Below are 21,381 nucleotides of genomic sequence, written 5' to 3'. Positions count from 1 at the left end.
CGGTGACCCTCAAGGAGAAAGGCCCCCAAGGGCCATCGAAGGCTGCCAATTCGCGCTGACGGGCGATGTGGTGCGAAAACGGACCATCCGCTGGTGGCGGTAGGAATGCCTCCTAGCGGACCCCCGCGCCGAGGGGCGGGGAAGATGTGCCAGAGTTGCCACGTCCGCCCTGTCAGCACGTACCGTACGGCAACACAGGTGGGACCAGGTGGGGCAGCGGGAAGGGGCAGCCGGTTTGACCACGCACGCACCGCAGGCGGCGCAGGCCGTGACACTGCCCGCCTCGCTGGACGAGGCCGTGGCGGCTCTCGCAGCCATGCCCGCGGCCGTTCCCGTGGCCGGCGGCACCGACCTCATGGCCTCCGTCAACTCCGGGCAACTGCGGCCCGCCGCGCTCGTCGGCCTCGGCCGGATCAGCGAGATCCGCGGCTGGCAGTACCAGGACGGCCACGCGCTCCTGGGCGCGGGCCTCACCCACGCCCGCATGGGACGCCCCGACTTCGCCGCCCTCATCCCCGCCCTCGCGGCCGCCGCGAGGGCCGCGGGACCGCCGCAGATCCGCAACGCGGGCACCCTCGGCGGCAACATCGCCTCGGCGTCCCCCACGGGGGACGCGCTTCCCGTGCTCGCCGCACTGGAGGCGACGCTCATCATCGCGGGCCCCGGCGGCGCCCGCCGCGAGATCCCCGTGTCCCACCTGCTCGCGGGCATGGAGATGCTCCGCGGCGGCGAACTCATCGGGTACGTGCGCGTGCCGCTGCTGCACGCCCCGCAGGTCTTCCTGAAGGCGACCGGACGGACCGGGCCCGGGCGCGCCATCGCGTCCGTCGCGCTCGTCCTGGACCCCGCCCGGCGCGGAGTGCGGTGCGCCGTGGGCGCCATAGCGCCGATGCCGCTGCGGCCCCTGGACGCCGAGCAGTGGGTCGCCTCGCTGATCGACTGGGACAACAACCGCGCGATCGTGCCCGAGGCGCTGAACGCCTTCGGCGAGTACGTCGCCGCGGCCTGCATCCCGGACCCCGCGCCCGCCGAGGACGGCTCCGCCCAGCAACTGCCACCCGCCGTACTGCACCTGCGGCGTACTGTCGCCGCGCTGGCCCGACGAGCACTGGGGAGGGCACTTTCGTGACCGACGACCAGCACGGAGAGAGCGGCCCCCGGTCGGGCAGCCGCTGGGATCCGCTGCCCCAGGGCGACTACGACGACGGCGCCACCGCCTTCGTCAAGCTCCCCGAAGGGGGCATCGACGCGCTCCTGGCCGACTCGCCGCTCGCCGCGCCCGGCCACGGCTACGTACCGCCGCCGATAGCGCCCTCGCCCGCCACGGAGGACGGCACCGACCCGGCCGCGCCCGGCTCCTGGGCCGCGCCGCCCGAGGGCGGGCAGCCGCAGCCCGTGCAGTGGCCCGACCCCAACACCCTGCCCGAGGAGCACCGGCAGGGCGCCCAGGACGCTTTCGTGTACAACCCGGGGGCCACCGGCCAGTGGACCTTCGACGAGCCCGCACAGGGCCGCCAGGGCGGTCACGGGGACCAGGGCGCGCCCGGCCAGGACGTGACCGGGCAGTGGTCGATTCCCGTCGCCGACGGTGATCTGCCCGACGAGTCCGGCGAGTTCACGACCTCGGCCCTGGTCGAGCAGTGGGGCGGGACCCCTCCGGCGACCCTGCCGGGCGGAGCGGCGGCGCCCTGGGCCAACGAGCCCTGGGCCCAGCAGCCGGCCCCCGGACAGCAGCCGCCCGCAGGGGAGGCCGCGGCCCACGCCGAGCACGGCACCGCCGGGCCCACCGCCGCCGAGATCGAGGCGGCCGAGATCATCGACGTCTCCGGAGCGCACGCCGACGAGATCGCGGTCTCCGTGGACCGCGAAGAATCGATGCGCGAAGGCACGATGCGCGAGGAGCCGGGTGACGCACCGGCCGGTCACGGACCCCCGGAACGGGCCGACGAACCTGCCTCCGAACGCGGGACGCACTCTCCGGAGGAGACCGCCGAGTCACCTGCCGACGCCGCCGAGGGACCCGCGGCCGACGACACCCCGGGCACCCCCGCGCACAACGACCACCCCCTCGCCTCGTACGTCCTGCGGGTGAACGGCGTCGAACGGCCCGTGACGGACGCCTGGATCGGCGAATCGCTGCTCTACGTACTGCGCGAGCGGCTCGGTCTCGCGGGCGCCAAAGACGGCTGCTCGCAGGGCGAGTGCGGGGCCTGCAACGTGCAGGTGGACGGCCGGCTCGTGGCGTCCTGCCTGGTGCCCGCCGTGACCGCCGCCGGGAGCGAGGTGCGCACCGTCGAGGGACTCGCCGCCGACGGGCAGCCCTCCGACGTCCAGCGGGCGCTCGCCAAATGCGGCGCCGTGCAGTGCGGATTCTGCGTCCCGGGCATGGCGATGACCGTGCACGACCTCCTGGAGGGCAACCCGGCGCCGACCGAACTGGAGACGCGCCAGGCCCTGTGCGGCAACCTGTGCCGCTGCTCCGGCTACCGCGGCGTCCTGAACGCCGTACGCGACGTCGTCGCCGAGCGCGAGGCCCACGCGTCCGGCGACAATGCCACGGACACCGCGGACTCCGCCGACGCCCGTATCCCGCACCAGGCGGGCCCCGGCGCCGGAAGCGTCAACCCGTCCGCGTTCGAGTCCCCACAGCCGCACCAGCAGCCGTACGGCCAGGACGGAGGCCAGGCGTGAGCAACGACACCGCCACCGCGACCACCGCGGAGCCCGGCACCGCCCCGGAGCCGCTGCCCCACGGCCTCGGCGTGTCCCTGCCGTCCGCGGAGGCCCGCGCCAAGACGGAGGGCACCTTCCCGTACGCGGCCGACCTGTGGGCCGAGGGCCTCCTGTGGGCCGCCGTCCTCAGATCACCGCACCCGCACGCGCGCATCCTGTCCATCGACACCACCCACGCGCGCGAGATGCCCGGCGTACGGGCCGTCATCACCCACGAGGACGTACCCGGCACCGCGCTGCACGGCCGCGGCAGAGCCGACCGCCCGGTGTTCGCCTCCGAGGTCGTACGCCACCACGGGGAGCCCATCGCGGCCGTCGCCGCCGACCACCCCGACACCGCCCGCATGGCCGCGGCCGCCGTCATCGTCGAATACGAGACACTCGACCCGGTGACCGACCCTGAGCAGGCGTTCGAGGCCGAACCCCTGCACCCCGACGGCAACCTGATCCGCCACATCCCGCTGCGCCACGGCGACCCGGACGCGGCCGGCGAGATCGTCGTCGAGGGCCTGTACCGCATCGGACGCCAGGACCCGGCCCCGATCGGCGCGGAGGCCGGCCTCGCCGTGCCCCGCCCCGACGGCGGGGTCGAGCTCTACGTGGCGTCCACCGACCCGCACGCCGACCGCGACACGGCCGCCGCCTGCTACGGCCTGGAACCGGAGCGCGTGAAGGTCGTCGTCACCGGAGTGCCCGGCGCCACCGCCGACCGCGAGGACCAGAGCTTCCAGCTCGCCCTCGGACTGCTTGCCATGAAGACCGGATGTCCGGTCAAACTCACCGCGACGCGCGAAGAGTCCTTCCTGGGGCACGCCCACCGGCACCCGACGCTCCTGCGCTACCGGCACCACGCCGACAGCGACGGCAAGCTGGTCAAGGTCGAGGCACAGATCCTGCTCGACGCGGGCGCGTACGCCGACACGTCGTCCGAGGCCCTCGCCGCCGCCGTCTCCTTCGCCTGCGGCCCCTACGTCGTCCCGAACGCCTTCATCGAGGGCTGGGCCGTCCGCACCAACAACCCGCCCTCCGGGCACGTACGCGGCGAGGGCGCCATGCAGGTGTGCGCCGCCTACGAGGCCCAGATGGACAAGCTCGCCAAGAAGCTGGGCGTCGACCCGGCCGAACTGCGCCTGAGCAACGCCATGGCCACGGGCGACGTGCTGCCCACCGGCCAGACCGTGACCTGCCCGGCCCCGGTCGCCGAACTGCTGCAGGCCGTACAGGACTTCCCGCTGCCCGCCCTCCCGAAGGACACGCCCGAGGACGAGTGGCTGCTGCCCGGCGGACCCGAGGGAGCCGGCGAACCCGGTGCCGTACGGCGTGGCGTCGGCTACGCCCTGGGCATGGTCCACATGCTCGGCGCCGAGGGCGCGGACGAGGTCTCGACCGCCACCGTGAAGGTCCACGACGGCATCGCCACCGTGCTCTGCGCGGCCGTGGAGACCGGCCAGGGCTTCACCACGCTGGCCCGGCAGATCGTCCAGGAGACGCTCGGCATCGAAGAGGTGCACGTCGCCTCCGTGGACACCGACCAGCCCCCCGCGGGGCCCAGCTGCCGCGGCCGCCACACCTGGGTGTCCGGCGGCGCGGTCGAACGGGCCGCCAAGATGGTCCGTACGCAGCTGCTGCAGCCCCTGGCCCACAAGTTCGGGATGTCCACCGAGCTCCTCCAGATCACCGACGGCAAGATCACCTCGTACGACGGTGTGCTGTCGACCACCGTCACGGAGGCGATGGACGGCAAGGAGCTGTGGGCCACCGCGCAGTGCCGCCCGCACCCCACCGAGCCGCTCGACGGCACCGGCCAGGGCGACGCCTTCGTGGGGCTCGCCTTCTGCGCGGTCCGCGCGGTCGTCGACGTCGACATCGAGCTGGGTTCGGTGCGCGTCGTGGAGATGGCGCTCGCCCAGGACGTGGGGCGCGTGCTGAACCCCGCGCAGCTCGCCTCCCGGATCGAGGCCGGTGTCACCCAGGGCATCGGTGTCGCCCTCACGGAGAACCTGCGCACCGCGCGCGGGCTGGTGCGCCACCCCGACCTCACGGGGTACTCGCTGCCGACCGCCCTCGACACCCCCGACATCCGCATCGTCAAGCTCGTCGAGGAGCGTGACGTGGTCGCGCCCTTCGGCGCGAAGGCCGTCAGCGCGGTCCCGGTGGTCACCTCCCCGGCCGCGGTCGCGTCCGCGGTACGGGCGGCCACGGGCCGTCCGGTGAACCGGCTGCCGATAAGGCCGCAGGCGGCCGTGGTGACGGCGACGCAGTGACCCCGCCCGAGCCGCCGCGCTACGAACCGGCCCCCGGCGTCGGGAAACTGATGCTGTGGCTGCTGGTGTTCGTGCTGGCGGCGGTCGTGGTCGTCGCGGGCGGCGTGTACTTCGGCTGAGCCCGGGTCGGGCTAGGGCCGGGCCGAGGTCCGGCCACGGCCGAACGCCGCCGGGAAGCCGCTGGTCACGGCGGTGCCGGGGCATTGTCAGTGGTGCCGCGTAATGTTCTGGGCAGTGGGAGGACCGCTGGGCGGCGGGGCATCCTCCACGGGTTCTCCATGCGTTTTCCGTGAGTCTGTCCACAGGTTCCGTGCGTGGGTTTCCGTGGGTTTCCCTGAGCATGCCGCCCGGTCTGGTCCTGCCGGGGGACTGTGAACAACCATGCGCGGGGGAACGATGAGCACGACGGACGCCGGCATCAAGACGATCACCCTGACCGAGGACGAACTGGACCCGTACGTCACGCACGCGGCGACGCGGCACTGGCTGGCGGGCCCCGGACTGCCGGACGACGGCGGCCTGTTGACCTTCGAGGCACTGCGCGCGGACGGACCCCGGACGGTGGCGGACTCGACCGGCGACCCGGACCTGCTCGCGGACGACCTGCGGGATCTGTTGGTGATAGGTGCGCTGTGTGGCGGCTCCGCCGACGCCGAGACGGAGTCGGTCCTGCTCGACGGAGCGACGGGCGAGGTCTCCACCACGTACTTCTTCCACGACCGCCCCGACCTGATGGACCGTCGCCCGCTCGCACCCTCGCTCCAGGTGCTGACGGAGTTCGTGGCGGCGACGGAGGAGATGGCAGCCAGACGCGGTCGATTCGCCTCCTACGAGGGCCGGTTCGGGCCGAAGGCCGTGGCCGCGATGTCGCAGCAGTTGCTCGCAGTCTTCGAGGAGGGCACCGGCGGCGAGATCCCGCCGTTCTGGCGGATGGCCGCGCTGATCCGCCCGCTCGCCCTCGTCGCCGGCCCGCCCGCCGACGAGACCCTGACCCTGGACCTGCCGGCCCGGCTGCTGGACCAGGAGTTCGGCCAGAGCAGGGTCGTGCGCTTCGAGGACGTCGACTTCCCGGCGGCGCTGACGCACGAGCCGACCCGCCGCTTCCTGCGCGACACGGGCCTGCCGGAGGACGGCTTCCTCTTCCAGCTGGACACGGACGTCCCACTGCCGACCCTCGCCGAGTACTACGAGGACGAGCGCCCGGGCGAGTACACCGCCGCCGAACTCCCCGACAGATCCGGCCACTTGATACGCCTCGGCCACCTCATCGAGGACAACAGCCTGGTCGTCGACGGCTCCACGGGCGAGATCCTCAACTGGAGCGAGCCCGAGGCCACCCTGCACGCCCTCAACACGGACGTCTCCACCCTGGCCTTCACCCTCTGGCTCCTCCACCGCGAGAAGGCCATCGACGGCACCCTCTCCCACGAACTGACCACAGAGGCCTACGACCAGCTGGCCACGACGATGACGCAGACCCTCTCGACGGTCGACCCCACGGGCTCCGCCTCCCAGGCGGACTGGCACTACTGGACGGAACTGTTCCAGGACGAGGCGGGCGGGGTGTTGTGAGCCTCTCCCGTACACGGAGGCACGCCCCCGCCTGAACCGGTTGCGCACGGCCGCCCCACACGCGTCCGGGCCCGCCGCACACGCGTAGGGGCCGGCCGCCTGACAGCGACCGACCCCGACACCGAACAGAGGCCGTGGCGGGAATTGAACCCACGTGCCTCGCTTTGCAGGCGAGTCCCTAAGCCACTCGGGCACACGGCCAAGCTTGAGTCCGGGGTTGCGGTGACCCGGTCACCCGGTGTTCCGGACTCGTTGTGTCGAACGTACGGCGCTGTCGGCAGGGGCTCAAGGGACGGGGCGGGGCTGCAATGGGACTGCCACACGGCGTTCATGAAAGGAGGTGGGGAGCGGGGTGGGGAGGGGCCGGGAGAGGGGGGTGGGAAGGTCGGGCGAGGGTGGTCGTACGACCAAGGTCCCGGGGTGGGACCCATCCTCCGACAGGGGTCAATGTCAGTCGTGCCCCTTACGCTGGCGGGCATGACCACCCTGGAACCGAGCGACACCGGCGTCGCTGAGACCCCGGCCGACCCGGCCCATCCTGCTGCGGAAACGGCCGTACAGATCCCGGCGACCGGAGTCGACGCCCACGAAGGCGTCCACGAAGGCGTCCTCGGGCGTGATCACCGGGCGCTCAGCGTCGGGATCGTGTCCGTCGTGCTGCTCATTGCCTTCGAGGCGACTGCCGTTGGGACGGCAATGCCGGTGGCGGCGCGGGAGCTGGGCGGGGTCTCGTTGTACGCGTTCGCGTTCTCCGGGTACTTCACGACCAGCCTGTTCGGGATGGTGCTGGCCGGGCAGTGGTCGGACCGTGCGGGCCCGCTGGGGTCGCTGACGGCGGGGATCGGGGCGTTCGCGGCGGGGCTGCTGCTGTCGGGGACGGCCGGGGTGATGTGGCTGTTCATCCTCGGGCGGGCCGTGCAGGGGCTCGGCGGCGGGCTGGTGATCGTCGCGCTGTACGTGGTCGTGGGGCGGGCCTATCCGGAGCGGTTGCGGCCGTCGATCATGGCGGCGTTCGCGGCGAGCTGGGTGATCCCGTCCGTGGTCGGCCCGCTCGCCTCCGGGGCGGTGACCGAACACCTCGGCTGGCGCTGGGTGTTCGTCGGGATACCGGTCCTCGTCCTCCTGCCGCTGGCGTTCGCGCTGCCGCAGATACGGCGACGGGCGTCCGGCCCGGCCGAGGGCACCGTGGCCGCGCCCTTCGACCGGCGGCGTATCCGGCTGGCGCTCGGTATCTCGCTGGGCGCCGGGCTGTTGCAGTACGGGGCGCAGGACCTGAGGTGGCTGTCGGTCGTCCCGGCCGTGGCGGGGGTCGCCCTGCTGATCCCGGCTGTGCTCGGGCTGCTGCCCAGAGGGACCTATCTGGCGGCGCGCGGGCTGCCGTCCGTCGTGCTGCTGCGCGGGATCGCCGCCGGGTCCTTCATCGCGGCCGAGTCCTTCGTGCCGCTGATGCTGGTCACCGAGCGGGGGCTGTCGCCGACGCTGGCCGGATTCTCGCTGGCGGCGGGCGGGGGCACCTGGGCGCTGGGTTCCTTCGTACAGTCCAGGGCGCGCGTGGAACCGTACCGGGACCGGCTGATGATGCTGGGCATGGTGCTGACCGCCGCCGCCATCGCCGCCGCGCCGAGCGTGCTGATCGACGGGGTGCCGGTGTGGACGGTCGCGGTGGCCTGGGCCTTCGGCTGCTTCGGTATGGGCCTGGTGATCTCCTCCACCAGCGTCCTCCTGCTGCACCTCTCCGCCCCGGAGGAGGCCGGCACCAACTCCGCCGCCCTCCAGATATCCGACGGCCTCTCGAACGTCCTCCTCCTCGCCGCGGGCGGCGCGGCCTTCGCGGCCCTGGGCGGCGGCACGGTCACCCACGCCGCCACGGACGCCTCCGGCGGCCACCCGGCCGCCTTCGCCGCGGTGTTCCTGCCGATGGCCGGGGTGGCGCTGGTGGGGGCCTGGGTGACCACACGGCTGCGGACCGAGTCCCGGTGACGCCCGATCCGGCAGTGCTTGCTGTGACCTGAGTCCCATCCAAGGGTGACCCCGCGTCGTCCGCGCGTTGACGCGGGCGGGGCGCCGGTAGGGTGGCCCGGTTGTCATACGCAGCCGTTGCCAGCCATAGCCGAGCCGCCCAACCACCCCACGGAGACCGTGACTACCGCCCGCCCGTCGCCCGCCGCCACCCTCAACGGAGGGCCCTCCGTGCCCGCCTCTCCTGTTGCCAGTGCCACCTCCTCGCACCACCTGTCACCCGCGTTCCCCGGCCGTGCCCCTTGGGGTACCGCCAGCAAGCTGCGTGCCTGGCAGCAAGGTGCCATGGAGAAGTACATCCAGGAGCAGCCGCGTGACTTTCTCGCCGTCGCCACACCCGGAGCCGGCAAGACGACCTTCGCGCTGACGCTCGCCTCCTGGCTGCTGCACCACCATGTCGTGCAGCAGGTGACCGTGGTCGCGCCGACCGAGCATCTGAAGAAGCAGTGGGCGGAGGCGGCCGCGCGGATAGGGATCAAGCTGGACCCCGAGTACAGCGCGGGGCCGCTCAGCAAGGAATACCAGGGCGTCGCGGTCACGTACGCCGGTGTCGGCGTGCGGCACATGCTGCACCGCAACCGCGTCGAGCAGCGCAAGACCCTGGTGATCCTCGACGAGATCCACCACGCCGGTGACAGCAAGTCCTGGGGCGAGGCCTGCCTCGAAGCCTTCGAGCCCGCCACCCGCCGGCTCGCGCTCACCGGTACGCCCTTCCGGTCCGACACCAACCCCATCCCCTTCGTCGCGTACGAGGAGGGGAACGACGGGATCCGGCGGTCCGCCGCCGACTACACCTACGGCTACGGCAGCGCGCTGGGCGACGGCGTCGTGCGGCCCGTCATCTTCCTCTCCTACAGCGGCAACATGCGGTGGCGTACGAAGGCGGGGGACGAGATCGCCGCCCGGCTCGGCGAGCCGATGACCAAGGACGCCGTCTCGCAGGCCTGGCGCACCGCCCTCGACCCGCGCGGCGAGTGGATGCCCAGCGTGCTGCGCGCCGCCGACCAGCGGCTCACGGAGGTCAGGAAGGGCATCCCGGACGCCGGCGCCCTCGTCATCGCCTCCGACCAGGAATCCGCCCGCGCCTACGCCAAGCTCATCCGGGACATCACCGGCAGCAAGGCCACCCTCGTCCTCTCCGACGACACGGGCGCGTCCAACCGCATCGACGAGTTCAGCCACAGCGACGACCGCTGGATGGTCGCGGTGCGGATGGTGTCCGAGGGCGTGGACGTGCCGCGGCTCGCCGTCGGTGTGTACGCCACCACCATCTCCACGCCGCTCTTCTTCGCCCAGGCCGTCGGCCGTTTCGTACGGTCCAGGCGGCGCGGCGAGACCGCCTCCGTCTTCCTGCCGACCGTCCCCGACCTCCTCACCTTCGCCAACGAGATGGAGGTCGAGCGCGACCACGCCCTCGACAAGCCCAAGAAGGAGGGCGAGGAGGACCCGTACGCCGAATCCGAGAAGGAGATGGAGGAGGCGAACAAGGAGCAGGACGAGGACACCGGGGAGCAGGAGCAGTTCTCCTTCGAGGCCCTTGAGTCCGAGGCCGTCTTCGACCGGGTGCTCTACGACGGCGCCGAGTTCGGCATGCAGGCCCACCCGGGGAGTGCGGAGGAGCAGGACTACCTCGGTATTCCGGGGCTCCTCGAACCCGACCAGGTCCAGCTCCTGCTCCAGAAGCGGCAGGCCCGGCAGATCGCGCACAGCCGCAAGAAGCCGGACGACGAGGCGGATCTTCTCGAACTGCCCGCCGAGCGGCGGCCCGTGGTCTCCCACAAGGAGATGCTGGAGCTCAGGAAGCAGCTCAACACGATGGTCGGCGCGTACGTCCACCAGAGCGGCAAGCCGCACGGTGTGATCCACACCGAGCTGCGCCGGGTGTGCGGCGGGCCGCCGAGCGCGGAGGCGACGGCCGGGCAGCTGCGTCAGCGGATCGCCAAGGTGCAGGAGTGGGCCACCCGTATGCGGTGACCGCGCCCCTGCCCGCCCCGCCCCGGTACGGCCACGGGCCCGGGTACGGCCACGGGCCCGGGTACGTCCACGAGCCCGGGTACCTCCACGTGAGCGCCGGTGTCCTTCACGACACCGGCGCTCACGCGTGTGCGCGCTCTGTGCAGGGCTCGTGCACGCCCAGTGGCGCGCGCCGGATATATCAGGGCGAAGGTGAACCTAACTCCGGGTAACCGAACCCGGTCCGTACCTGCGAACGCCCGGATTCTGGACGGAGACTTCCGCTGAGCGAACCAGCTCGCTACTGTCCCGCTACGCACACGCCCCGTGGCAGCGCCGCCGCGGAGCGCAGCCGGTGCCCGCCCGGGAGAGCCCGGGACGTTGCCGAACCGGCGGCCTCTGACGCGCGTCGCCGATGGGACCGGTGACGCATCCGCCGCGTACGGGGCCGTCGACTCTCACCACTAAGGAGTGGGCGTCGTGACCGCGGAAACCTCCCAGACGCTCGACCGGGGACTCCGTGTCCTCAAACTGCTCGCCGACACCGACCACGGTCTGACCGTCACCGAGCTGTCCAACAAACTCGGAGTCAACCGGACCGTTGTGTACCGCTTGCTCGCCACGCTGGAGCAGCACGCCCTCGTACGCCGTGACCTGGGCGGCCGTGCCCGGGTCGGGCTCGGGGTGCTGCGGCTCGGGCGGCAGGTGCATCCGCTGGTCCGCGAGGCCGCGCTGCCCGCGTTGCGCTCGTTGGCCGAGGACATAGGGGCGACCGCCCATCTCACGCTGGTCGACGGTGCGGAGGCGCTCGCCGTCGCCGTGGTCGAGCCGACGTGGACCGACTACCACGTGGCCTATCGCGCCGGGTTCCGCCATCCGCTCGACCGGGGGGCCGCCGGCAAGGCGATCCTCGCCGCGCGGGCCGCTTCCGCGGAGGAGCCGGGGTACACCCTCACTCACGGGGAGCTGGAGGCGGGGGCCAGTGGGGCGGCCGCGCCGCTGCTCGGGGTGACCGGGGTGGAGGGGAGTGTGGGGGTGGTCATGCTTGCGGATGCTGTGCCTGAGCGGGTGGGGCCGCGTGTCGTTGACGCGGCCAAGGAAGTTGCCGAGGCGTTGCGTTGATCTTGGTTCGGGGGGTTCGGGGGGTTGGGGGTGCCGTGGGGGAGGTTGTGTGTCGTCCGCGGCCCGGTGGGGGCTTGTCGCGCAGTTCCCCGCGCCCCTAAAAGATTGCGCAGTTCCCCGCGCCCCTGAAAAGCTCGCCGCGCCCCTAAGGCGCGCACTTCCCGCAGCCTCTGAGAAAAGGTGCCCAGCCGGTCAGCTGTGGGTGGGCACCGGCCGGAAAACTGCCGCGCGTTAGATTGATCCCGTGCTCTCTCGTCTCACGCGCCCCCGGGCCGTCGCTGTCTGCGCTCTTCCCGTTGTGGGTCTGCTGGCCACGGCGGTGTTCGCGCCGTTGCCCTTTTCGGTGGCTCAGCCCGGGATGACGGCGAATGTCCTCGGTGAGAACAAGGGTGACCCGGTGATCACGATCACCGGCGCCGACAGCCGTGAGACGCGCGGGCAGCTGCGGATGACGACCATCGAGGCGACGGGCCCCGACCAGGACGTGAGCCTGGGCGATGTGCTCGACGGCTGGTTCCGTACGGATCAGGCGGTGATGCCGCGCGACTCGGTGTACCCGAGCGGCGACACCGTGAAGGAGATCGAGGAGCACAACGCCGAGGAGATGAAGAAGTCCCAGGACACCGCCACCGAGGCCGCCCTCAACCACCTCGGTGAGGAGTCGGACGACATCAAGGTCAGCCTCAAGCTCGCCGACGTCGGCGGCCCGAGCGCCGGGCTCCTCTTCTCCCTCGGCATCGTCGACAAGCTGGACGGCGACGGCAGCGGCGGCGACCTCACGGGCGGCCGCAACATCGCGGGTACGGGGACGATCGACGCCGACGGGAAGGTCGGCGCGGTCGGTGGTGTCGCCCTCAAGACGCAGGCCGCCCGCCGCGACGGCGCCACGGTCTTCCTGGTCCCGAAGGCGGAGTGCTCGGACGCGAAGACGGACCTCCCGAAGGGGCTCCGCCTCATCCCGGTCACCACGCTGAAGGGCGCGATCACCGCCCTGGTGGCCCTGGAGAAGGACCAGGGCGGCGTACCGAGCTGCTAGCCGAACCGGACCGTCCCCTCGGAGAGTCCTCGCTCAGCCCTCCTTCACGAACCCCTCGTCCTTCATCCAGTCCAGCGCGACCGAGTGCGGGTCCTCCCCGTCCACGTCCACCCGCGCGTTCAACTCCTGCGCCACGTCGTTGTTCAGGCGTCTGGTGATCGGGTCGAGGACCTGCGCGATCGCCGGATACTTCTTCAGGGCCTTGGAGTTGATCTCCGGAGCCACGTTGTAGTTGGGGAAGAACTTCTTGTCGTCCGCCATCACGACCAGGTTCATCGACCTGATGCGCCCGTCGGTGGTGAAGACCTCCCCGTACGTGCAACTCCCCTTCGCCGCCTGGGTGTAGATGATCCCGGTGTCCATCTGCGTGATGTTCCCGGCGGGCAGCTTCATGCCGTACGCCTTCTCCATGCCCGGCAGCCCGTCGGCCCGGTTGGCGAACTCGCTCTCCACGCAGAGCGTGACCGCCTTCGGATCGGACTTGGACAGCGCGGCCACGTCGGAGAGGGTCTTCGTGCCGTACTTCTTGAAGTTGGCCTGGTTCATGGCGAGGGCGTAGGTGTTGTTGAGTGCCGACGGGGGCAGCCAGGTCAGGCCGTTCTTCCGGTCGGCGTCGCGTACCGCCTCCCACTGCTTGCGCGGATCGGTGATGGGCCCGCTGTTGCCCTGGTAGGTGATCCAGGCGGTGCCCGTGTACTCGTACATGCCGTCCGCGTCCCCGCTCTTGACCGCCTCGCGGGCGCCGATGGAGCCCTGGATGCCCGTACGGTCCAGTACCTTCGCACCGGCCGCCTCGAAGGCGATGCCCATGATCGCGCCGAGGATCAGCTGCTCGGTGAACTCCTTGGAGGTGACCGTGAGATCGGCGCCCTTGAGCGGCTTCCCCTGCCCGATCGAGCCGGGCTCCACATCGTCGACCATGGGCGAGCCGCTGGTCAGTCCGCACCCGGCCGAGGCCGCCAGCACCGCCCCGGCGGCCACCAGACCCGTACGCCGTCTCATGTTCCCGCCTCCAACCCGCGCGGGCTGAGCAGCAGTTCGGCCAGCGAGGCCAGCCAGTCGACCAGCAGCGCGAGGGCCACGGTCAGGATCGAGCCGAGCACCAGCACCGGCATCCGCTGGTTGGTGATGCCGGTCGTGATCAGTACGCCGAGACCGCCGCCCCCGCCGAAGGTGGCGAGGGTCGACGTGCCCACGTTCAGGACGAGGGCCGTACGGACGCCGGCGAGGATCAGCGGTACGGCCAGGGGCAGTTCGACACGGGCCAGCACTCCCACGGACGACATGCCGATGCCCCGGGCGGCCTCCACCAGCGTCGGGTCGTTCGCCTTCAGCCCGGCGATCGTGTTCGACAGGACCGGCAGGACGGCGTACGCGATGATGCCGATCAGCGCCGCCTTCCGGCCGATCCCCAGCCAGATCACGAGCAGCGCCAACAGGCCGATCGCGGGGGTCGCCTGTCCCATGTTGGCGAGGGCCATGGCGGCCGGGGTCGCCTTCCGGAACGCCCCGCGGGTCAGCAGGATGCCCAGTGGAATCGCGATGATCAGCACGAAGAACGTGGAGATCACGGTCAGTTCGATGCTCTGCCGCAGCGCCTTCCACACCTGGCCGCCGGACAGCGCGTTCTCCGAGAGCGGGTCCAGGTCCGCCTGCCGGAACCAGAGCCAGGTGGCGAGCAGCACCACGGTGAGCACGGCCGGCAGCAGGGTCAGCTTCTGCCAGGTCACCCGGGACGCACGGGACGTGCCGGGCGGGAGGGCCTTCGCCCCCTCGAACCCGGCGTCCGTACCGGCGCCTGTGCCAGCGTCCGTACCGGCGTCTGTACCAGCGTCCGTCCCGGAGCCCTCGCCGCCCGGGTCCGCCTCGGTGTCGTGGCCGGTCTCCGGGGCCCTCACGCCTTCGCCTCCCCGTCGGCACCGCTGATGCCCTCCTGCTCGTGACGGGTCTGCCCGGCGCGCGTCTCCTCCAGTTCGTGCTGGTGCTCCATCGCGTCGAGCCGGTCGGCCTCAAGCAGCTCGTGCACGGAGTTCATCAGCGTCTCCATGTCCACGACGCCCGTGTACTCCCCGCGCCGCCCCGTCACCACGACCCGCCCCGCGTTGTCGATGAGCACGGCCTCCAGCGCGTCCCGCAGCGTCGCGTCTCGGGTCACCGTGTCGTGCACCAGCGTGCCCGCCCGGGCCAGCGAGCCCTTGGCCCGCATCAGGTCCCCGCGCCGCAGCCACTTGTAGGGCCGCCCGCGCCGGTCGAGCAGCAGGATCTCGTTCGTACCGCTCGACCTCAGCTTGTTGAAGATCTCCTGGAGCGGGTCGTCGACGGTCACCGTCGGATAGTCGGTGATCTCCACATCCCGTACGCGCGACAGATTGAGCCGCTTCAGCGCGGCCCCCGCGCCCACGAACCCGGACACGAAGTCGTCGGCGGGGTTGGTGAGGATGGCCTCCGGGGTGTCGAACTGGGCGATGTGCGACCGCTCCCGCAGCACGGCGATCCGGTCGCCCAGCTTGATCGCCTCGTCGAAGTCGTGGGTGACGAAGACGATCGTCTTGTGCAGCTCGTGCTGAAGCCGGATCAGCTCGTCCTGGAGGTGGTCACGGGTGATGGGGTCCACGGCCCCGAACGGCTCGTCCATCAGCAGCACGGGCGGATCGGCCGCCAACGCCCGTGCCACGCCCACCCGTTGCTGCTGCCCGCCGGACAGCTGCCGCGGATAGCGCCCGTGGAACTCGCCCGGGTCGAGACCGACCAGATCCAGCATCTCCTCGACCCGCGAGTTGATCCGCGCCTTCGGCCACCCCACCATCCTCGGTACGAGGGCGATGTTCTGGGCGACCGTCATGTGCGGGAAGAGCCCCGAGGCCTGGATCGCGTACCCGATCTTGCGGCGCAGCTTCACGGGATCCATGTCGGTGACGTCCTCGCCACCGATCCTGATCCGCCCGCCGGTGGGCTCGATCAGCCGGTTGATCATCTTCAGGGTGGTGGACTTCCCGCACCCCGAGGGGCCGACGAAGACGACGAGCTCGCCGGCGTTGATCTCCATGTTGACGCTGTCGACGGCCGGGTCGGGGCTCCCCGGATACCGCTTGGTGAGGTTCTCCAGCTCGATGGTGGCGCCGGTGGTGGCGTTCGCTCCGGCGGTCGCGGCGGCAGAGGTGGAGGTCGCGGTGGTCGTGGTCGGCTCAGGCACGGATCCCCCTGGGAATGGTCAGCCGCCCGATGAGGACGTACGCGGCGTCGAACAGCAGGGCCAGGACGATGATCCCGAGCGTGCCCGCGAGCACCTGGTTGAGCGCGTTCTTGCTGCCCAGGGAGGCGATCCCGCGGAAGATCTCGTTGCCGAGCCCCGGCCCCGAGGCATAGGCGGCGATGGCGGCGATCCCCATCAGCATCTGCGTGGAGACCCGGATCCCGGTCAGGATCGGCGGCCAGGCGAGCGGCAGCTCGACCCGCAGGAGCCGGGCGAGCCGCGACATCCCGATGCCGGTGGCCGCGTCGACGAGCGAGGGATCGACCCCGCGCAGCCCCACGATCGAGTTGCGCACGATCGGCAGCAGCCCGTAGAGGGTCAGCGCGATCACCGTGGGCGGAACCCCCAGTCCCACGATCGGGATGAGCAGACCGATCATGGCGAGCGAGGGAATGGTCAGCAGGGTCGCCGTCGTGGTCGTGGCCAGATTCCCGGCCCACTCGCTCCGATAGGTGACGACACCGACCACCACGCCGATCACCGTGGCGACGACCATGCACTGGAAGACGGCGCTGGCGTGCTGGTAGGCGTCGGCGAGGAGCTGCTGATGGCGACTGCCCAGGTACTCCCAGAAGCTCACCCGCTTTTCACCCCTGTCGCCTAGCCGTCACTGTCGCTCAGTCGTCGTCCTCAGTCGTCGTCCTCCGCGGCCTGCTCCACCAGCGGGATGATCCGCAGCGGCACGGGGTTCTCCATGACGATCGCCGTGGAGGCCCGGACGATGCCATCAAAACCGACAACCCGGTCGATCACCCGCTGAAGATCGGCGTTGGACCGCGCCACGAGCCGGCACAGCATGTCCCCGCCGCCCGTCGTCGTGTGCAGCTCCAGCACCTCGGGCACGGTCGCCAAGTGCGCCCGTACGTCCGTGCCTTGGCCCTGCCGGATCTGCAGCGTCGCGAAGGCGGTGACGGGATAGCCGAGGGCCGCGGGATCCACCTGCGGCCCGAACCCCCGGATGACTCCATTCGACTGAAGCCGGTCGAGCCGCGCCTGCACGGTCCCGCGCGCGACCCCGAGCCGCCGGGACATCTCCAGCACACCGATCCGCGGCTCCCGCGCGAGCAGCACCAGCAGCCGCCCGTCCAGATGATCGATCGCCATGAAGGCCTCCGAGGTGGTCATCCTGTACACAAAGACCGATCCACCCGGCCTTTCTCTGCACATATTGCCCAGCAGATTCGCAAACTATTGCGCACCTTGCCGAACGGAGAGAGCCTGCGGCCATGACTCAGACAACCCATACCACCCCCGACACCGCGCGGCAGGCAGACCCCTTCCCGGTCAAGGGAATGGACGCGGTCGTCTTCGCCGTGGGCAACGCCAAGCAGGCGGCGCACTACTACTCCACCGCCTTCGGCATGAAGCTGGTCGCCTACTCCGGACCGGAGAACGGCAGCCGCGAGACCGCGAGCTACGTCCTGGAGAACGGCTCCGCCCGCTTCGTCCTCACCTCCGTCATCAAGGCCGCCACCCCCTGGGGCCACTTCCTCGCCGAGCACGTGGCGGAGCACGGTGACGGCGTGGTCGACCTCGCCATCGAGGTCCCGGACGCCCGCGCCGCGTTCGCCTACGCCGTCGAGCACGGCGCCCGCCCCGTCACCGAGCCCCACGAGCTGAAGGACGAGCACGGCACCGTCGTACTCGCCGCCATCGCCACGTACGGCAACACCCGCCACACCCTGGTCGAGCGCACGGGCTACGACGGCCCCTACCTCCCCGGGTTCACGGCCGCGGACCCGATCGTCGAGCCGCCCGCCCACCGCACTTTCCAGGCCATCGACCACTGCGTCGGCAACGTGGAACTCGGCCGGATGAACGAGTGGGTCGCCTTCTACAACAAGGTCATGGGCTTCACGAACATGAAGGAGTTCGTGGGCGACGACATCGCCACCGAGTACAGCGCCCTGATGTCCAAGGTCGTCGCCGACGGCACGCTCAAGGTCAAGTTCCCGATCAACGAGCCCGCCATCGCCAAGAAGAAGTCCCAGATCGACGAGTACCTGGAGTTCTACGGCGGCGCCGGCGTCCAGCACATCGCGCTCAACACGAACGACATCGTGGAGACCGTACGGACCATGCGCGCGGCCGGCGTCCGGTTCCTCGACACCCCGGACTCCTACTACGACACCCTCGGCGAGTGGGTCGGCGACACCCGCGTCCCCGTCGACACCCTGCGCGAACTGAAGATCCTGGCCGACCGCGACGAGGACGGCTACCTGCTGCAGATCTTCACCAAGCCGGTCCAGGACCGCCCGACGGTCTTCTTCGAGATCATCGAACGCCATGGCTCGATGGGCTTCGGCAAGGGCAACTTCAAGGCCCTCTTCCAGGCGATCGAACGGGAGCAGGAGAAGCGCGGCAACCTGTAGGCGCCGTGCCCCGCAAGGCCGTTGGGGCACTGGGCGCTGTCACACCGGGCCCAGCGCCCCCAACGCCTCCTTCGCCGCCGGAACGCCCAGCGGCGAGAAGTACGGACTGATCCGCAGCGCCTCCTCAAGATGGCGGCGCGCGGGTCCCTCCCGCTTCAACTTCCGCTCGATCATGCCCCGGTGGTACGCGTAGGGCGCGCTGCGAACGGCGCCCACGTGCTGCTTGTCCGTGGCCTTCGTGGCGAAGACGAGCGCGTCCTCGTGCTGCCCGGCGCGGTGCAGCGCCCACCCCAGCGCATCCGCGACCGCCGCGGAGGGATGCCGCTCCCACTCCTCCCGCAGCAGCCGCACGGCGGCCTCCGGGTCACCGTGGTCCGCCTCGAAGAGACCCGCCACGAGATCGGTGTTCACCCCACCGGCGGCGCCCTCCCGCACCCGCTCCCGCACCACGTCGTACTGAGCCCGCGCCTCGTCGCCAAGCCCCAGCGACTCGTACAACTCGCCCAGCTCCCACGCGTACTGGGGCAGCGCCCGCTTCTCCGACGCGGCCCGGTACGCGCGTACGGCCTCCGGGGTCCGTCCCAGCGCGGCCAGCGCCCGGCCCTGCCCGGCGAGGGCGGCGTGTCCGTCGTGTCCGTCGGGATAGGCCCGCACCGCGGCCTCGAAGGCGCGCAGCGACTCGGCGGGCTCCCCACGTTCCCAGGCCAGCTCCCCGGCCCCGACAAGACAGTTGGCCTGCTCGGCCGGAGCGGAGGCGAGCGCCACCGCGTCGGAGAGCGCGGCGGCGGCGTCCTCGCGCTGCCCCTGGTCCCGGTGGACGAGCGCGGCCCGCGTCAGCACCCGCGCCCTCGGCGCCGCCCCCTTCGGCAGCCGTACGAGCCTGGCCAGCGCCTTGTCCGCGGCCTTGAACTCCCCGAGCCCCCGGTACGCGTCGATCAGCGCCGGATAGGCCGTCCACCGCTTGGGCGAGGCCGCCACCGAGGCCTCGCCCCACTTCCGCGCCGCCCGGAAGTCGTGCCGGGCATTGGCGAGCGCGGCCAGTCCGTCGAGCGCCTCCACGTTCTTCCTCGGCTTCGCCCGCAACGACGTACGCAGCGCCTTCTCGGCCTTCGGGTAGAACCGCGCCTCGCCGGTCCGCTCACCCCGCTCCGCGTACGCCGCGCCGAGCACCGCCCACGACCGCACATCACCCGGATGGGCCCGCAGATGCGCCTCGCGGTCCCCGATCAGCGCGACCAGATCGGGCAGCGAGGCGGGCACCCCGGCCCCGACGGCGGTCTCGGCCCGAGCCACCGGACCGGGCGCGGGCGGCGGCCCACCGCGCTCGGGGGGCGCCACCATCAGCACACCGCCCAGCACGGCGCACCCCACGACGGCACATCCCACGGCGGCACCGACGAGCATCCCCCTCCTGGCCGAACGACCCGCCGAGCCATCCGCCGAACGACTCGCCGGGCCACCCACCGGACCATCAGCCGGACCGCCCGCCGAACCCGAGGCCAGCTCTTTTCCCATGCCGCTCTGCATGCGGCTCACTGTGCGCCAATACGAAGAGCACACCCGGCCACCACCCCGGCACGGAAAGCCTCGCGCGGGCGGGGTTCACACCGATGGCCCCGGGTGCGACGCTGTGATCATGAGCCGTATCGAAGCCCGACCCGATGAAGACACCGTGGCGGTGGGCAGCCTCGTCGACCGTCTCCTCGCGGGCCTGCCGGCCGAGGCCGTCCTCACCGACCCGGACGTCACGGCCTCGTACGCCAACGACATGGCCAGCTTCTGCGAGGCCGGCACCCCCGCCGTCGTGGTGCTGCCGCGCACCGTCGAGCAGGTCCAGCACGTCATGCGCGTCGCCACCGAACTGCGCGTCCCGGTGGTCCCGCAGGGCGCCCGTACGGGCCTGTCGGGCGCCGCCAACGCCTCCGAGGGCTGCATCGTGCTGTCCCTCGTCAGGATGGACCGCATCCTGGAGATCAGCCCGGTCGACCGGATCGCGGTGGTCGAGCCGGGCGTCGTCAACGCCACGCTCTCCCGAGCCGTCAACGAACACGGCCTCTACTACCCGCCGGACCCCTCCAGCTGGGAGATGTGCACGATCGGCGGCAACATCGGCACGGCGTCCGGCGGCCTGTGCTGTGTGAAGTACGGGGTGACGGCCGAGTACGTCCTCGGCCTGGACGTGGTCCTCGCCGACGGCCGCCTCATGTCCACCGGCCGCCGTACGGCGAAGGGCGTCGCCGGATACGACCTCACCCGCCTCTTCGTCGGCTCCGAGGGCTCGCTCGGCATCGTCGTACGGGCCACTCTCGCCCTCAGGCCGCAGCCGCCCCAACAGCTGGTGCTGGCCGCCGAGTTCGCCTCCGCCGAGGCCGCCTGCGACGCGGTCTGCCGGATCATGGAGGGCGGCCATGTGCCGTCCCTCCTCGAACTGATGGACCGTACGACGGTGAAGGCCGTCAACGACATGGCGAACATGGGCCTGCCGGAGTCCACCGAGGCCCTGCTCCTCGCCGCCTTCGACACCCTCGACCCGGCCGCCGACCTGACCGCCGTGGGCGCGCTCTGCGAGGCGGCCGGCGCCACCCAGGTCGTACCGGCGGACGACGCTGCCGAGTCCGAACTGCTGCTCCAGGCACGCAGGTTGTCCCTCACCGGCCTCGAAGCGGTCAAGGGCACGACGATGATCGACGACGTGTGCGTACCGCGCTCGAAGCTCGCCGAGATGCTCGAAGGGGTCGACCGGATCGCCGAGAAGTACCGGCTGACCATCGGCGTCGTCGCACACGCCGGCGACGGAAACACCCACCCGACCGTCTGCTTCGACGCGGGCGACCCCGACGAGTCCCGGCGCGCCCGCGAGTCCTTCGACGAGATCATGGCCCTCGGCCTGGAACTCGGCGGCACGATCACCGGCGAGCACGGCGTGGGCGTCCTCAAGAAGGAGTGGCTGGCGCGCGAACTCGGCCCGGTGGGCGTGGAGATGCAGCGGGCGATCAAGACGGCCTTCGACCCGCTCGGCATTCTCAACCCCGGCAAGCTCTTCTGAGTCACCTCCTC

The 21,381-nt window shown here is 71.5% G+C and carries 17 protein-coding genes and 1 tRNA gene; 11 read left to right on the top strand and 7 right to left on the bottom strand.

Annotated features, from left to right (window positions below):
* Nucleotides 1-235: 235 nt before the first annotated feature.
* The 5 genes from ACFWXQ_RS18090 (at nt 236) to ACFWXQ_RS18070 (ending at nt 6,569) form a co-directional block, all read left to right on the top strand.
* Nucleotides 236-1,129: a xanthine dehydrogenase family protein subunit M gene (locus ACFWXQ_RS18090; RefSeq protein WP_143632667.1), complete on the top strand. Its 894-nt coding sequence runs from the start codon at nt 236-238 to the stop codon at nt 1,127-1,129.
* A complete protein-coding gene (locus ACFWXQ_RS18085; RefSeq protein ID WP_383941920.1) occupies nt 1,126-2,691 on the top strand; it encodes a 2Fe-2S iron-sulfur cluster-binding protein in 1,566 nt (521 codons plus the stop codon). Before ACFWXQ_RS18090 ends, ACFWXQ_RS18085 begins: the two co-directional genes overlap by 4 nt.
* A complete protein-coding gene (locus tag ACFWXQ_RS18080; RefSeq protein WP_383941923.1) occupies nt 2,688-4,997 on the top strand; it encodes a xanthine dehydrogenase family protein molybdopterin-binding subunit in 2,310 nt (769 codons plus the stop codon). The genes ACFWXQ_RS18085 and ACFWXQ_RS18080 overlap by 4 nt, the downstream gene beginning before the upstream one ends.
* Nucleotides 4,994-5,116 carry a hypothetical protein gene (locus tag ACFWXQ_RS18075; protein ID WP_383941926.1) on the top strand — a complete coding sequence of 41 codons (123 nt, stop codon included), beginning with the start codon at nt 4,994-4,996 and terminating at the stop codon, nt 5,114-5,116. The genes ACFWXQ_RS18080 and ACFWXQ_RS18075 overlap by 4 nt, the downstream gene beginning before the upstream one ends.
* 277 nt (nt 5,117-5,393) lie before the next feature.
* Nucleotides 5,394-6,569 carry an SUKH-4 family immunity protein gene (locus ACFWXQ_RS18070; RefSeq protein WP_383941929.1) on the top strand — a complete coding sequence of 392 codons (1,176 nt, stop codon included), beginning with the start codon at nt 5,394-5,396 and terminating at the stop codon, nt 6,567-6,569.
* Nucleotides 6,570-6,698: 129 nt separating this feature from the next.
* On the opposite strand, the gene ACFWXQ_RS18065 is transcribed toward ACFWXQ_RS18070, so the two are convergent.
* Nucleotides 6,699-6,770 (bottom strand) — tRNA-Cys (locus tag ACFWXQ_RS18065).
* A 276-nt stretch (nt 6,771-7,046) separates the two neighbouring features.
* Here ACFWXQ_RS18065 and ACFWXQ_RS18060 point away from each other — a divergent pair.
* From ACFWXQ_RS18060 to ACFWXQ_RS18045, 4 genes are all read left to right on the top strand, one after another.
* Nucleotides 7,047-8,549 carry an MFS transporter gene (locus ACFWXQ_RS18060; protein WP_383941932.1) on the top strand — a complete coding sequence of 501 codons (1,503 nt, stop codon included), beginning with the start codon at nt 7,047-7,049 and terminating at the stop codon, nt 8,547-8,549.
* A gap of 210 nt (nt 8,550-8,759) precedes the next feature.
* Nucleotides 8,760-10,562 carry a DEAD/DEAH box helicase gene (locus ACFWXQ_RS18055; RefSeq protein ID WP_383941994.1) on the top strand — a complete coding sequence of 601 codons (1,803 nt, stop codon included), beginning with the start codon at nt 8,760-8,762 and terminating at the stop codon, nt 10,560-10,562.
* A 459-nt stretch (nt 10,563-11,021) separates the two neighbouring features.
* On the top strand, nt 11,022-11,663 hold the full coding sequence (locus ACFWXQ_RS18050; RefSeq protein ID WP_200397890.1) for an IclR family transcriptional regulator: 642 nt from the start codon (nt 11,022-11,024) through the stop codon (nt 11,661-11,663).
* A gap of 244 nt (nt 11,664-11,907) precedes the next feature.
* Complete coding sequence (locus ACFWXQ_RS18045; protein ID WP_383941935.1) at nt 11,908-12,699, top strand: S16 family serine protease; 792 nt, start codon at nt 11,908-11,910, stop codon at nt 12,697-12,699.
* Nucleotides 12,700-12,732: 33 nt separating this feature from the next.
* Here ACFWXQ_RS18045 and ACFWXQ_RS18040 read toward each other — a convergent pair whose 3' ends face one another.
* Genes ACFWXQ_RS18040 through ACFWXQ_RS18020 form a run of 5 tightly spaced genes read right to left on the bottom strand, consistent with a single transcriptional unit; the run spans nt 12,733 to nt 17,056 of the window.
* Nucleotides 12,733-13,701: a glycine betaine ABC transporter substrate-binding protein gene (locus ACFWXQ_RS18040; RefSeq protein WP_383941938.1), complete on the bottom strand. Its 969-nt coding sequence runs from the start codon at nt 13,699-13,701 to the stop codon at nt 12,733-12,735.
* Nucleotides 13,698-14,597 (bottom strand): ABC transporter permease, encoded by a 900-nt coding sequence (locus tag ACFWXQ_RS18035; RefSeq protein ID WP_383941941.1) that lies wholly within the window; start codon nt 14,595-14,597, stop codon nt 13,698-13,700. The genes ACFWXQ_RS18040 and ACFWXQ_RS18035 overlap by 4 nt, the downstream gene beginning before the upstream one ends.
* Nucleotides 14,594-15,892: a betaine/proline/choline family ABC transporter ATP-binding protein gene (locus tag ACFWXQ_RS18030; RefSeq protein ID WP_383941944.1), complete on the bottom strand. Its 1,299-nt coding sequence runs from the start codon at nt 15,890-15,892 to the stop codon at nt 14,594-14,596. Before ACFWXQ_RS18030 ends, ACFWXQ_RS18035 begins: the two co-directional genes overlap by 4 nt.
* Nucleotides 15,885-16,532 (bottom strand): ABC transporter permease, encoded by a 648-nt coding sequence (locus ACFWXQ_RS18025; protein WP_143632650.1) that lies wholly within the window; start codon nt 16,530-16,532, stop codon nt 15,885-15,887. Before ACFWXQ_RS18025 ends, ACFWXQ_RS18030 begins: the two co-directional genes overlap by 8 nt.
* Nucleotides 16,533-16,582: 50 nt before the next feature.
* Complete coding sequence (locus ACFWXQ_RS18020) at nt 16,583-17,056, bottom strand: Lrp/AsnC family transcriptional regulator (RefSeq protein WP_055617039.1); 474 nt, start codon at nt 17,054-17,056, stop codon at nt 16,583-16,585.
* A 122-nt stretch (nt 17,057-17,178) separates the two neighbouring features.
* Here ACFWXQ_RS18020 and hppD point away from each other — a divergent pair, with 122 nt between their 5' ends.
* Nucleotides 17,179-18,324: a 4-hydroxyphenylpyruvate dioxygenase gene (hppD, locus tag ACFWXQ_RS18015; RefSeq protein WP_383941947.1), complete on the top strand. Its 1,146-nt coding sequence runs from the start codon at nt 17,179-17,181 to the stop codon at nt 18,322-18,324.
* 39 nt (nt 18,325-18,363) lie between these two features.
* Here hppD and ACFWXQ_RS18010 read toward each other — a convergent pair whose 3' ends face one another.
* The gene (locus tag ACFWXQ_RS18010; protein ID WP_383941950.1) at nt 18,364-19,728 is read right to left on the bottom strand and encodes a tetratricopeptide repeat protein; all 1,365 of its coding nucleotides are present in this window, start codon (nt 19,726-19,728) and stop codon (nt 18,364-18,366) included.
* Between the two features lie 226 nt (nt 19,729-19,954).
* Between ACFWXQ_RS18010 and ACFWXQ_RS18005 the strand changes: the two genes are divergently transcribed.
* A complete protein-coding gene (locus tag ACFWXQ_RS18005; RefSeq protein WP_383941953.1) occupies nt 19,955-21,370 on the top strand; it encodes an FAD-binding oxidoreductase in 1,416 nt (471 codons plus the stop codon).
* Nucleotides 21,371-21,381: the final 11 nt, after the last annotated feature.

Source organism: Streptomyces sp. NPDC058697 (genome assembly GCF_042715345.1).
Classification (GTDB): Bacteria; Actinomycetota; Actinomycetes; order Streptomycetales; family Streptomycetaceae; genus Streptomyces; species Streptomyces liliifuscus.
This window is presented reverse-complemented; position numbering and strand designations above follow the sequence as displayed.